The following is a 12,792-nucleotide window of genomic DNA, read 5'->3' on the forward strand; positions in this document are numbered from 1 at the left end:
TAAATTGCGCAAGATAGGTCCGCATCGGGCATAAAGTTGCGCAAATGACGGGCTGTCGGTAACAGTTGAGTCTTGGAAAGTCAACAAGGCTGACATAAAATCTGCGCGGCAACGGAGGGAAGATCATGGCGCAAGGAGCACCGGGACCCGGGGGCGGCGAGTCGCTCCTGTTCCTGACGGACGAGCAGCTGAGGAAGGGCATCGAGGCGATGTTCTTTGCCTACAGGGGCTTCACTGCCGATCCCGACCGCATCCTCGAGGATCTCGATTACGGGCGCGCCCACCACCGCGCGATGCACTTCATCCATCGCAGCCCCGGCACCACGGTGAACAACCTGCTGTCCATCCTGGGCGTCACGAAGCAGAGCCTGAACCGGGTGCTGCGGACGCTGATCGAGGATGGGCTGGTCGAGAGCCGGATCGGCCGGGTGGACAAGCGCGAGCGCCACCTCTACCTCACGCCGAAGGGAACGGAACTCGAGCGCACCCTGTCGGACGCGCAGCGGGCGCGGATGCGGGCGGCCTATCGGTCTGCCGGCCCCGCGGCGGTGCAGGGCTTCCGGCAGGTGCTCGAGGCGATGATGGATCCGGAGTTGCGGCGTCAGTATCAGACGCTGAAGGAGGGTGGGGCGTGAGTGAGCCACAGGCGCATCTTCTCGTGGTGGACGATGACGAGCGCATCCGGAGCCTTCTGCAGAAGTTCCTGATCCGGAACGGATTCCTGATCTCGACGGCCCGCGACGCGGCGCAGGCCCGGCGGCTGCTCGACGGGCTCGAATTCGACATGATCGTGCTCGACGTGATGATGCCGGGTGAGGACGGGGTGTCGCTGACCCGGTCCCTGCGCGAGGATCTGGCGACGCCGATCCTTCTGCTGACCGCGCGCGGCGAGACTTCGCACCGGATCGAGGGGCTCGAGGCGGGGGCCGACGATTATCTGGCCAAGCCCTTCGAGCCCAAGGAGCTTCTGCTGCGCATCAACGCCATCCTGCGGCGCGTGCCCTCGGCGCGGCCCGAGCTGGGGCCCAAGGTGCTGCATCTGGGCGATGTGCGCTACGATCTCGAGCGGGGGGAATTGTGGCGCGGCACCGAGCCCGTGCGGCTGACGGCGACCGAGGCCGCGCTGATGCGGATCTTCGCGGCCCAGCCGGGCGAGGCGGTCAGCCGCGAGAAGCTGGTGGGCGATCTCGGCCGCGACGACAGCCAGAGCCAGGAGCGGGCGGTCGACGTGCAGATCACGCGGCTGCGCCGGAAGATCGAGGTGGACCCGCGGCAGCCGCGCTACCTGCAGACAGTGCGCGGCTCGGGCTACATGCTCGCGCCGGACTGACGGCCCCTCGGGGCCCGGTTCGACCGTGCCCTGTCATTCACGAAGCGCGAATGGCGGGGCCTCCTCCCCTCGTTCGGGTTGAGATGTCGCGGCTTTCCCCGCAGTCTGCTCCGGCACGACAGGGAGGAGACGGCATGACGGTGGTCTGGATTTCGCACGCGGCATCCGAAGCACATGCGACGCCCGAGGGGCACCCCGAGCGGATCGAGCGGATGGCCGCGGTGGCGGCCGGGATCGACAGGCTGCCGCTCGAGCGGCGCGAGGCGCCTCTGGCGGACGAGGCCGACGTGCTGCGCTGCCATCCGCAGGCCTATCTCGACCGGATCCGGGCGGCCGAGCCCGCCGAGGGCCTCCGCGGGCTCGACCCGGACACCTGGATGTCTCCGGGCTCGTTCGAGGCGGCGATGCGGGCGGTGGGCGGCACCTGCGCCGCCGTCGATCTGGTGCTGGCGGGCGAAGCCTCCTCGGCCTTCGTGGGCTGCCGCCCGCCCGGCCATCACGCCGAGCGCGAGCGGCCGATGGGCTTCTGTCTCTTCGGCTCGGCCGCCATCGCCGCGAAGCGCGCGCTCGACCATCACGGGCTCGGCCGGGTTGCGGTGGTGGATTTCGACGTCCATCACGGCAACGGCACGCAGGACCTGCTGTGGGACGAGAGTCGCGCGCTCTTCGTCTCGAGCCACCAGATGCCGCTTTATCCCGGCACAGGGGCGGCCGACGAGCGCGGCGCGCACGGGCAGATCCTGAACCTGCCGCTGGCGCCCGGAAGCGGCAGCGCCGAGATGCGCACCGCCTGGGAGGAGGCTTTCCGGCGCATCGAGGACTGGCGGCCGGAGCTGATCCTGATCTCGGCGGGCTTCGACGCCCATGCCGCCGATCCACTGGCAAATCTCAACTGGCGCGAGGCGGATTTCGCCTGGCTGACGGGGCGGCTCTGCGATCTGGCTGCGGCGTCATGCGGCGGGCGGGTGGTATCGACACTCGAGGGGGGATATGATCTGGCTGCCCTCGCCGCGAGCAGCGCGGCGCATGTGGGCGTCCTTCTGGAGCGGAGCGCATGACGGAAAAAGCAGTGGCAGAGATGACGTTCGAAGAGGCGATGGCGGCGCTGGAGGCGGTCGTCACCGCTTTGGAGAAAGGCGACGTGCCGCTGGACGAATCCATCCGCCTCTATGAGCGCGGCTCGGCGCTCAAGGCGCATTGCGCGCAGAAGCTGAAGGACGCCGAGGACAAGGTGGAGCTGATCCGTGCCGCCGAGGGGCGCGCGACGGGAGCGGTTCCGGCGGAGGGATTGTGAGCTTTTCCACGGCTTTGACGGATGCGGCCGCGCGCGTGCAGGCGCGGCTCGATGCGGCGCTGGCAGATCGGGAGGATCTGCCGGTCGTCCATGCCATGCGCTATGCGGTGCAGGGCGGCAAGCGGCTGCGAGGCTTCCTCGTGCTCGAATCCGCCCGGCTGCACGGGATCGCGCCCGAAGCGGCGGTGAGTGCTGCGGCCTCGATCGAGGCGCTGCATGCCTACAGCCTCGTGCATGACGACATGCCCTGCATGGACGATGACGACCTGCGCCGCGGGTTGCCGACCGTGCATCGCAAGTGGGACGAATGCACCGCCGTGCTGGCGGGCGACGCGCTCCAGACGCTTGCCTTCGAGCTCTTGGCCGATCCGGCGCTCGGATCCGCCGAAGTGCGGATCGAGCTGGTGGCGAGCCTTGCGAAAGCCTCGGGTGCCGAGGGCATGGTGCTGGGCCAGGCGCTCGACATCGCGGCCGAGACGGCTGCCGTTCCCCTCACGCTCGACCAGATCACCCACCTGCAGGCCGGCAAGACCGGCGCGCTGATCCGCTGGTCCGCCGAAGCGGGGGCGATCCTCGGGCAGGCGGACCGGGTGCCGCTGCGCCGATACGCCACGGCCCTCGGGCTTGCTTTCCAGATCGCGGACGACATTCTCGATGTCGAGGGAGATGCGGAGAAGGCGGGCAAGCGGCTCCAGAAGGATGCCGAAGCCGGGAAAGCCACCTTCGTCTCGCTTCTCGGGCTCGACGGCGCCAAGGCGCGGGCGCGGGCTCTGGTGGAGGAGGCCGAGGCGGCGCTTGCGCCCTATGGGCCAGAGGCAGGAACATTGATCGAGGCGGCGCGCTTCGTCATCTCGCGTGAAAGCTAAGGAAGAGCATGACCGACAGACCCTGCACGCCGACGCTCGACCGGGTGACGCTCCCGGTGGACATCAAGGGCCTCACGGACCGTGAGCTGCGCTCGCTTGCCGACGAGTTGCGGGCCGAAACGATCTCGGCCGTGTCGGTGACGGGCGGGCATCTGGGGGCGGGCCTCGGCGTCGTGGAGCTGACGGTCGCGCTGCATGCGGTGTTCGATGCGCCCCGCGACAAGATCATCTGGGATGTGGGCCACCAGTGCTACCCCCACAAGATCCTGACCGGGCGGCGCGACCGCATCCGCACCCTGCGGCAGGGCGGAGGTCTCTCGGGCTTCACCAAGCGCTCCGAGAGCCCCTATGACTGTTTCGGCGCCGGCCATTCCTCGACCTCGATCTCGGCCGCGGTGGGCTTTGCCGCGGCGCGCGAGATGGGCGGCGACACGGGCGACGCGGTGGCGGTGATCGGCGACGGCTCGATGTCGGCCGGCATGGCCTTCGAGGCGCTGAACCACGGCGGGCACCTGAAGAACCGGGTGATCGTGATCCTGAACGACAACGAGATGAGCATCGCTCCGCCGGTGGGCGCGCTCTCGTCCTATCTCTCGCGGCTCTATGCGGGCGCGCCGTTCCAGGACTTCAAGGCGGCCGCCAAGGGGGCGCTCGGCCTCCTGCCGGAACCGTTCCAGGAAGGGGCACGCCGCGCCAAGGAAATGCTGAAGAGCGTGACCGTCGGCGGCACGCTCTTCGAGGAGCTGGGCTTCTCCTATGTCGGCCCGATCGACGGGCACGATCTCGACCAGCTGCTGCCGGTGCTGCGGACCGTCAAGCAGCGCGCGCACGCGCCGGTGCTGATTCACGTCATCACCAAGAAGGGCAGGGGCTATGCCCCGGCCGAGGCGGCGCGCGACCGCGGCCATGCCACGAACAAGTTCAACGTCCTGACCGGCGCGCAGGTGAAGCCGGTCTCGAACGCCCCCTCCTACACCAAGGTCTTCGCCCAGAGCCTCATCAAGGAGGCCGAGGTCGACGAGCGGATCTGCGCGGTGACGGCCGCCATGCCGGACGGCACGGGGCTCAACCTCTTCGGCGAGCGGTTTCCGAAGCGCACCTTCGATGTGGGCATCGCGGAACAGCATGCGGTGACCTTCTCGGCGGCGCTTGCGGCCGGTGGCATGCGGCCCTTCTGCGCCATCTATTCCACCTTCCTCCAGCGCGGCTACGACCAGATCGTGCATGACGTGGCGATCCAGCGCCTGCCGGTGCGCTTCGCCATCGACCGCGCGGGCCTCGTGGGGGCGGATGGCGCCACCCATGCGGGCTCGTTCGACGTGGCCTTCCTGTCGAACCTGCCCGGTATCGTGGTGATGGCCGCTGCCGACGAGGCCGAACTCGTCCATATGGTGGCGACCGCCGCCGCCCATGACGAGGGGCCCATCGCCTTCCGCTATCCGCGCGGCGACGGTGTGGGTGTCGAGATGCCGGCCAAGGGCGTGCCGCTCGAGATCGGCCGCGGCCGTGTGGTGCGCGAGGGCACGCGAATCGCGCTTTTGTCCTTCGGCACCCGTCTGGCCGAGGTGCAGGTGGCCGCCGAGGCGCTGGCCGCGCGCGGGATCTCTCCCACGGTGGCGGATGCCCGCTTTGCAAAGCCGCTCGACCGGGACCTGATCCTGCAGCTTGCCGCCCATCACGAAGCGCTCATCACCATCGAGGAAGGCGCCATCGGCGGCTTCGGCAGCCATGTGGCGCAGCTTCTGGCCGAGGCCGGAATCTTCGACCGCGGCTTCCGCTACCGCTCGATGGTGCTGCCCGACACGTTCATCGACCACAACAGCGCCGAAGCGATGTATGCCACCGCCGGGCTGAATGCGGCCGACATCGAGCGGAAGGCGCTGGAGACGCTGGGGGTGGAGGTTCTCGCCCGCCGCGCCTGACCCCGAGGAGGGCGATCGGAAGCCCCGGCGCGCCGGAGCTTCCGTGAGCTTGAATGCCGGTCCGACGGCAGGCAGGGGACAGTTTATGCCGCCGCCGGATGTGTCGGCATCTGCTACAGGATCGAAGATGGCTGTGGATTGCGTCTCGGCAGAGGTCGATCGATGGCCATTTTCGGGCGCGCCGGACAAGTTTGAGGAATTGTCCGTCCCTTGTCCCTCGCCGCGGAGCAGCGTCCGAGCGGGCTTGCCTTGCCCGGCCGATTGCGTCAGCCTCGTGACATGACCGTGCAGCCGCCGATCCCTTTCGCGCCGCAGTCACCCGAGCAGGTGAGTTTCGACCGGCACGAACTGGGACAGATCCTGACCCTCTACGGACGCATGGTGGCGCTGGGCGAATGGCGCGACTACGGCATCTCGCACCTGCGCGACATGGCGGTTTTCTCGATCTTCCGCCGGACGGCCGAGAACCCGCTTTACCGGATCGAGAAGCGCCCGAAGCTGCGCGCCCGGCAGGGCACGTATGCGGTGGTGGCGATGGACGGCCAGATCCTCCGCCGCGGGCAGGATCTGGCACAGGTGCTGCGCGTGCTCGAGCGCAAGCTCATCCGGCCGGTGGACTGACCCTCATTCCCACTCGTCGAGCGCATCGAGCGCCTCGTCGGCCGTCTCGACGAAGCGGAAGAGGCGCAGATCCTCGGGCGAGATCGTGCCCACATCGGCCAGCGCCTGCCAGTTGATGATCTTCTCCCAGAACTCGCGGCCGAACAGGAGGAAGGGAATGGGCTTCATCCGCTTGGTCTGGATCAGGGTGAGACTTTCGAACATCTCGTCCAGCGTGCCGAACCCGCCCGGGAAGACCACGACGGCGCGGGCGCGCATCAGGAAATGCATCTTCCGCACGGCGAAATAGTGGAAGTTGAACGAGAGGTCCGGCGTGACATAGGCGTTCGGGGCCTGCTCGTGCGGCAGCACGATGTTCAGCCCGATGGATTGCCCGCCCGCCTCGTGCGCGCCGAGGTTGCCTGCCTCCATCACGCCCGGCCCGCCGCCGGTGACGATCACCAGCTCGCGGCCGTAGGTTTCCATGCTGCGCTCGGTCACGATGCGGGCGAACTTCCGCGCCTCCTCGTAATAGGGCGCAAGCGCGGCCAACCCCTCGGACGCCGTGTCCTTGCGTTCGGGCGAGGGGATGCGGGCGCCGCCGAACATCACCACGGTCGAGACGATCCCTCGCTCGTCCATGACGATCTGCGGCTTCATCAGCTCGAGCTGGAGCCGGACGGGACGCAACTCGTCCCGCATGAGAAATTCCGGATCCGCGAAGGCCAGCCGGTAGGCCGGCGCACGGCTCTGCGGCGTGTCCGGCACGCGGTGGGCGGATTCCATGTCCTGCGAACTGTCGCGGAAGGGGTGGCGGCGGTCGTCTTTCATGATGATCCTTCGGCGCATTGCGGCGAATGGGCCCAGCCTTTATAGGCTTCGGGGGTAAAGAACCACGGAAAAAGGGTGATCCTCATGTCGTATTCCGCGCTCGAAGCTGCCATCGAAGCCGCCTGGGAGGCGCGCGAGACCATCACCCCGGCCACCAAGGGCGAGACCCGCGAGGCCATCGAGACGACGCTCGAGGCGCTCGACAAGGGCAGCCTGCGCGTGGCCGAGAAGCGCGGGGCGGACTGGCATGTCAACCAGTGGGCGAAGAAGGCGGTGCTGCTGGGCTTCCGGCTGAAGGACATGGAAGTGCAGACGGGCGGTCCGCAGGCAGGGACCTGGTGGGACAAGGTCGACAGCAAGTTCGCCCAGTGGGGCGAGGCGCAGTGGAAGGCCGCGGGCTTCCGCGCGGTGCCGAACTGCATCGTGCGCCGCTCGGCCTATATCGCCAAGGGCGTCGTTCTGATGCCCTCGTTCGTGAACCTCGGCGCCTATGTCGATGAGGGCACCATGGTCGATACCTGGGCCACCGTCGGCTCCTGCGCCCAGATCGGCAAGAATGTGCACCTGTCGGGCGGCGTCGGCATCGGCGGCGTGCTGGAGCCGATGCAGGCCGGCCCCACCATCATCGAGGACAACTGCTTCATCGGCGCGCGCTCGGAGGTGGTCGAGGGCTGCATCGTCCGCGAGGGCTCGGTGCTGGGCATGGGCGTCTTCATCGGCAAGTCGACGAAGATCGTCGATCGCGAGACCGGCGAGGTCATGTATGGCGAAGTGCCCGCGGGCTCGGTCGTCGTGGCGGGGTCGATGCCTTCGAAGGGCGGCGTGAACCTCTATTGCGCCGTGATCGTGAAGCGCGTCGATGCGCAGACCCGCTCGAAGACCTCGATCAACGAGCTGCTTCGGGACTGATCCCCTTCCCTGCGGGCCGCCGCGGCCGGGCCCCGCCCGGCCGTTCCGGCAGGACCCGGCCGAGGAACCCCGCCCCGCGCCTCGCGTTGGATACGGCCGGAATGCCGGCCGTTGCGGAGTGCCTGTATCATGGACGAGCCCGTCGTCGCCTTCGATCTCGGCCGGATGCTGCTCGGAGACGCTCCGCCCCTCTTCCTCGCCGAGATCCTGGTCCGCACGCTCATCATCTACGGCTGGACACTTCTTCTGCTGCGCTGGGTGGGCGGGCGCAGCATCGCGCAGCTCTCGATCATCGAGTTCCTTCTGGTCATCGCGCTGGGCTCGGCCGTGGGCGACGCGCTTTTCTATCCCGAGGTGCCGCTCCTCCATGCCATGCTGGTGGTGGCGGCCGTCGTGGGGCTCGACAAGCTCCTCGATGCGCTCATCCGGCGCTTCCGTCCGGTGAAGCTGGCCGTGGACGGCAAGGCGGTGGCAGTGATGCGCGACGGGCGCGTGCTGACCGAAGGCGTCGCCGCCCGCCGGATCGGGATGCCCGAGCTGCATGCGCTGCTGCGGATGAACGGGATCGAGAACCTGGGCGAGGTGCGCCACGCCTTTCTGGAAGCGGACGGGCAGCTCTCGATCTTCCGGGCCGAGCCGCCGCGGCCGGGCCTCGCCATCGTGCCTCCCTTCGAGGTGGCGCCCCCGGTGCCGGTCGCGCCGGGCGAACATCCCTGCTGCCTCCATTGTGGCCGGCTTTTCGCCCCTCAGCCCGCGGAGGACGCGCCGGAGCCCTGTCCCGACTGCGGAGAGCTGCGGCGCACACGCGTCTCCCTTGCACGGGGCGTCGATTCCTGCGAACCCGTCGCGGACACCCAAGGAGGGATGCCGCATGACGGAAGAGAAGAAACCGAAGCGGCCGCAGCAGGTCTTCACGCTGGTGATCGAGGTCGGACGCTGCGCCGGTGACGGGCTGCCCAAGGGCGCCACGGGGGCGGCGCTGATGTGCTACGCCAGCGGCGTGGACGAGGCCGAAGCCGTGCGCGAGACCGTGGCCCTGCTCAAGACCGCGGACATGGCACCGCTCGACGTCTCGGGATACGGCACGCTCGAGGAGCGTCTGGCCAATGGCGACGAGATCGACGCCGAGGAGCGCGCGCTGATGCAGCGGGCGCTGGCCGAGAATTCGGTCGTCGTGGCCCAGGTGACTCCGTTCTACGACTGAGCCCGCCCTTCGCGCGCGCGCCTTCCGCACCATCCTACTCCGGAGACCCCCATGCCCATCGATCCCGTCGCGCTGACCGCCGATCTTGTCCGCTGCCCATCGGTCACGCCCGAGGAGGGCGGCGCGCTCGACCTGATCGAGCGGATCCTGAGCGGGGCGGGCTTCGACTGCACCCGCGTGGACCGGAACGGGGTGCCGAACCTCTTCGCCCGCTGGGGCCGGAAGGGCGCGAACCGGACCTTCGGCTTCAACGGCCATACCGATGTGGTGCCGGTGGGCGATGCCGCCGCCTGGACCCGCGATCCGTTCGGCGGCGAGATCGCCGACGGCTGGCTCTGGGGTCGGGGGGCCACCGATATGAAGTCGGGCGTCGCGGCCTTCGTGGCGGCGGCGGTCGATTTCGTGCAGGAGACCCCGCCCGACGGGGCGGTGGTCCTGACCATCACCGGCGACGAGGAGGGCGACGCGGCGGACGGCACGGTCGCGCTTCTCGACTGGATGGCGGCCCAGGGCGAGGCCATGTCGGTCTGTCTCGTCGGCGAGCCCACCTGCCCCGAGCGGCTGGGCGAGATGATGAAGATCGGCCGCCGCGGCTCGATGACGGCCTTTTTCACCGCCCGCGGCGTTCAGGGCCATTCGGCCTATCCGCATCGGGCGAAGAACCCGGTCGCCGCGCTGGCGCGGCTGATCGATCGGCTCTCCTCGCATGATCTCGACCAGGGCACCGAGCATTTCGATGCCTCGACGCTGGCCGTGACCACCTTCGACACCGGCAACCCGGCCACCAACGTGATCCCGGCCCTCTGCCGCGCGACGGTGAACATCCGTTTCAACGATGCCCACAGCGGCGCGAGCCTGACCCGCTGGCTGGAGGAGGAGGCCGCCCGCGTCACGGCCGAGACCGGCGTCGAGATCGCGCTCAGTGCCAAGATCTCGGGCGAGAGCTTCCTCACGCCGCCGGGCGAGCTTTCCGAACTGGTGGCCCGCGCGGTCGAGGCCGAGACCGGCCTGCGGCCCGAGCCGTCGACCTCGGGCGGCACATCGGACGCGCGCTTCGTGCGCGCCCACTGCCCGGTGGTGGAATTCGGCCTCGTCGGCAAGACCATGCATCAGGTGGACGAGCGGGTCGAGGTCGCGCAGATCGAACCGCTGAAGGCCATCTACCGCCGCATCCTGAAAGACTATTTCGCATGAAGATCGAACGGACCGCCGACATCGAGGCCTGCCGGGCGCTGCGGCGCACCGTCTTCATCGAGGAGCAGGGCGTCTCCGAGGCCGAGGAGATCGACGATCTCGACGGCGAGGCGATCCATCTGCTGGCGACCGACGCGGGCCGTCCGGTAGGCACGGCGCGGCTCCTCGTCCGGGGCGAGACCGGCAAGATCGGCCGGGTCTGCGTGCTGGCCGATTGCCGGGGCACGGGCGTCGGCGCCGCCCTCATCCGGGCCGCGGTGGCCGAGCTTCGGGGCGAGCCGGGCCTCCGCCAGCTGAAGCTCGGCTCGCAAAGCCATGCCACCGGCTTCTACGAGAAGCTGGGCTTCCGGCAGGTGGGCGAGGAATATCTCGATGCGGGCATTCCTCATCGCGACATGGTGCTGGACCTCTGAGGCTTTGCGGATGACGGCTCCCGCGGCGCGTGATAGGCGAAAGCGATGGACCAGCTCCCTTCGAAAGCCCAGATCCTCGACTGGATCGCCCAGAATCCCTCCCTCTCCGCAAAGCGCGACATCGTGCGCGCCTTCGGCATCAAGGGGAGTGCCGCTCGCATCGAACTGAGGCGCCTCCTGCGCGAGATGGAGGCCGAGGGCGCCTTGGAGAAACGCAAGCGCACCTTCGCGCCGCAGGGCGCCCTGCCGCCGGTGTCGGTGCTCGAGATCGTGGGGCCGGATGCGCAGGGCGACCTCTTCGCGCGTCCGCTGGAATGGGCGGGCGAGGGCGAGCCGCCGCGCATCCTCTTCGTGGCCAAGAGGGGCGATCCGGCGCTGGCCCAGGGCGAGCGCATCCTCGCGCGGCTGACCGAGGTCGAGGGCGAGGCGGAGGGCCACAGCTTCGAGGCGCGCCTGATCCGGCGGCTCGGCGGGTCGAAGCCGAAGATCCTCGGCATCTTCCGCGCCAGCGACGACGGCGGGCGGATCCTGCCCATCGACAAGGGCGAGGACAAGGAATGGCGCGTGGCCCGCGACGGGGCGGCCGGAGCGCGCGACGGCGAACTGGTCGAGGCCGAGCAGACCGGGCCGCGGCGCCTCGGGCTGCCGCTCGCGCGGATCACCGCGCGGCTGGGCGATCCGGCAGGCCCGCGCGCCGTGTCGCTGATCGCGATCCACCAGCATGGCATTCCCGACAGCTTCCCGGACGCGGTGCTGGCCGAAGCCGAGGCGGCGGGCCCTGCGCCCATGGCCGAGCGCGAGGATCTGCGGCATCTGCCCTTCGTCACCATCGACCCGGTCGATGCGCGCGACCGCGACGATGCGGTGCTGGCCGAGCCCGATCCCGATCCGCAGAATCCGGGCGGCCACATCCTCTGGGTGGCCATTGCCGATGTGGCCCATTATGTGCGCCCCGGCTCGGCGCTCGACCGCGAGGCGCGGCGGCGCGGCAACTCCACCTATTTCCCGGACCGCGTGGTGCCGATGCTGCCCGATGCTTTGTCGGGCGATCTCTGCTCGCTGCATCAGGAGGTGGACCGGCCCTGCATGGCGGTGCGGATGCGGCTGTCCGCGCAGGGCGAAAAACTTTCCCACCGCTTCACGCGCGGCATGATGCGCTCGCGCGCGAGCCTGAACTATGCGCAGGTGCAGAAGGCGCAGGACGGCCAGCCGGACGAGGCGACGGCGCCGCTGCTCGAGACGATCATCCGCCCGCTCTACGAGGCCTACGGGGCGCTCAAGCACGCCCGCGCCCTGCGCCAGCCGCTCGAGCTCGACCTGCCCGAGCGCAGGATCGAACTCTCCGACGAGGGGCGCGTCCTGTCGGTGGCCTTCCGCGACCGGTTCGATGCCCACCGGCTGATCGAGGAATTCATGGTGCTGGCCAATGTGGCTGCCGCCGAAGAGCTCGTGCGCCTGCGCCGGCCGCTGCTCTTCCGCGTCCATGAGGAGCCGTCGGCGGACAAGCTCGAGGCGCTGCGCGAGGTGGCCGAGGCCTCGGGCTTCACGCTGGCCAAGGGGCAGGTGCTGAAGACCGCGCATCTGAACCGGCTGCTGGCGCAGGCCGAAGGCACCGAGTTCGACGAGCTGATGAACATCACCACGCTGCGCTCGATGACCCAGGCCTATTACCATCCCGAGAACTTCGGCCATTTCGGGCTGGCCCTGCGGAGCTATGCCCATTTCACCTCGCCGATCCGGCGCTACTCCGACCTGATCGTGCATCGGGCGCTGATCCTGGGGCATGGCTGGGGCGACGACGGGCTTTCGGCGCAGGACATCGAGATGCTCGAGGAGACGGCGAAGCAGATTTCCGATACCGAGCGGCGCAGCATGGCGGCCGAGCGCGACACGACCGACCGCTATCTCGCCTCCTGGCTGTCGGACCGGGTGGGGGCGGAATTCACCGGCCGGATCTCGGGCGTGCAGCGGTTCGGACTGTTCGTGAAGCTGGACGAGAGCGGGGCCGACGGGCTGATCCCGATCCGCTCGGTGGGCCGGGAATTCTTCCACTTCGATCCGGAAAGCCAGACGCTGATGGGGTCGGACACCGGCCTCGTGCTGGGCATCGGCCAGCGGGTGACGGTGCGGCTGGCCGAGGCGGTGCCGCTGACCGGCGGCCTCATGCTGGAGCTGTTGACGGTCGAGGACCGCGGGCTGCCCGCGCCGAAGCGCCGCCGGGGCCGGTCC

14 protein-coding genes are annotated in these 12,792 nt (G+C 69.2%); 13 read left to right on the forward strand and 1 reads right to left on the reverse strand.

Annotated elements, in window-relative coordinates:
- The first annotated feature begins 125 nt into the window (after positions 1–125).
- The 7 genes from A9O63_RS04935 to A9O63_RS04965 all read left to right on the forward strand — a co-directional run bounded on the left by A9O63_RS04935 (position 126) and on the right by A9O63_RS04965 (position 6,033).
- Positions 126–635 (forward strand): MarR family winged helix-turn-helix transcriptional regulator, encoded by a 510-nt coding sequence (locus A9O63_RS04935; protein ID WP_009563183.1) that lies wholly within the window; start codon positions 126–128, stop codon positions 633–635.
- Complete coding sequence (locus A9O63_RS04940) at positions 632–1,330, forward strand: response regulator (protein ID WP_009563182.1); 699 nt, start codon at positions 632–634, stop codon at positions 1,328–1,330. Before A9O63_RS04935 ends, A9O63_RS04940 begins: the two co-directional genes overlap by 4 nt.
- A gap of 134 nt (positions 1,331–1,464) precedes the next feature.
- Positions 1,465–2,388 carry a histone deacetylase family protein gene (locus tag A9O63_RS04945; protein ID WP_069330927.1) on the forward strand — a complete coding sequence of 308 codons (924 nt, stop codon included), beginning with the start codon at positions 1,465–1,467 and terminating at the stop codon, positions 2,386–2,388.
- The gene (locus A9O63_RS04950) at positions 2,385–2,624 is read left to right on the forward strand and encodes an exodeoxyribonuclease VII small subunit (RefSeq protein WP_069330928.1); all 240 of its coding nucleotides are present in this window, start codon (positions 2,385–2,387) and stop codon (positions 2,622–2,624) included. The genes A9O63_RS04945 and A9O63_RS04950 overlap by 4 nt, the downstream gene beginning before the upstream one ends.
- The gene (locus tag A9O63_RS04955) at positions 2,621–3,490 is read left to right on the forward strand and encodes a polyprenyl synthetase family protein (RefSeq protein ID WP_069330929.1); all 870 of its coding nucleotides are present in this window, start codon (positions 2,621–2,623) and stop codon (positions 3,488–3,490) included. The genes A9O63_RS04950 and A9O63_RS04955 overlap by 4 nt, the downstream gene beginning before the upstream one ends.
- Positions 3,491–3,498: 8 nt before the next feature.
- Positions 3,499–5,412 carry a 1-deoxy-D-xylulose-5-phosphate synthase gene (gene dxs, locus A9O63_RS04960; protein ID WP_069330930.1) on the forward strand — a complete coding sequence of 638 codons (1,914 nt, stop codon included), beginning with the start codon at positions 3,499–3,501 and terminating at the stop codon, positions 5,410–5,412.
- Positions 5,413–5,691: 279 nt separating this feature from the next.
- A complete protein-coding gene (locus A9O63_RS04965) occupies positions 5,692–6,033 on the forward strand; it encodes a DUF2794 domain-containing protein (RefSeq protein WP_069330931.1) in 342 nt (113 codons plus the stop codon).
- Positions 6,034–6,036: 3 nt separating this feature from the next.
- On the opposite strand, the gene A9O63_RS04970 is transcribed toward A9O63_RS04965, so the two are convergent.
- A complete protein-coding gene (locus A9O63_RS04970; protein ID WP_069330932.1) occupies positions 6,037–6,843 on the reverse strand; it encodes an LOG family protein in 807 nt (268 codons plus the stop codon).
- A gap of 84 nt (positions 6,844–6,927) precedes the next feature.
- Here A9O63_RS04970 and dapD point away from each other — a divergent pair, with 84 nt between their 5' ends.
- The 6 genes from dapD to rnr form a co-directional block, all read left to right on the forward strand.
- Positions 6,928–7,752, forward strand: coding sequence for a 2,3,4,5-tetrahydropyridine-2,6-dicarboxylate N-succinyltransferase (gene dapD, locus A9O63_RS04975; protein ID WP_069330933.1), 825 nt, complete (start codon positions 6,928–6,930; stop codon positions 7,750–7,752).
- A 129-nt stretch (positions 7,753–7,881) separates the two neighbouring features.
- Positions 7,882–8,700 carry a YetF domain-containing protein gene (locus A9O63_RS04980; protein ID WP_069330934.1) on the forward strand — a complete coding sequence of 273 codons (819 nt, stop codon included), beginning with the start codon at positions 7,882–7,884 and terminating at the stop codon, positions 8,698–8,700.
- Positions 8,624–8,956 (forward strand): hypothetical protein, encoded by a 333-nt coding sequence (locus A9O63_RS04985; RefSeq protein WP_011841891.1) that lies wholly within the window; start codon positions 8,624–8,626, stop codon positions 8,954–8,956. The genes A9O63_RS04980 and A9O63_RS04985 overlap by 77 nt, the downstream gene beginning before the upstream one ends.
- A 51-nt stretch (positions 8,957–9,007) precedes the next feature.
- Entirely contained in the window at positions 9,008–10,150 is a 1,143-nt protein-coding gene (gene dapE, locus A9O63_RS04990; RefSeq protein WP_069330935.1) for a succinyl-diaminopimelate desuccinylase, read from the forward strand.
- A complete protein-coding gene (locus A9O63_RS04995; protein WP_069330936.1) occupies positions 10,147–10,563 on the forward strand; it encodes a GNAT family N-acetyltransferase in 417 nt (138 codons plus the stop codon). Before dapE ends, A9O63_RS04995 begins: the two co-directional genes overlap by 4 nt.
- A gap of 45 nt (positions 10,564–10,608) precedes the next feature.
- A partial coding sequence (gene rnr / locus A9O63_RS05000; RefSeq protein ID WP_069330937.1) for a ribonuclease R occupies positions 10,609–12,792 on the forward strand: 2,184 nt, incomplete at its 3' end.

It is taken from the genome of Cereibacter johrii, from assembly GCF_001720585.1.
Taxonomy (GTDB): domain Bacteria; phylum Pseudomonadota; class Alphaproteobacteria; order Rhodobacterales; family Rhodobacteraceae; genus Cereibacter_A; species Cereibacter_A johrii.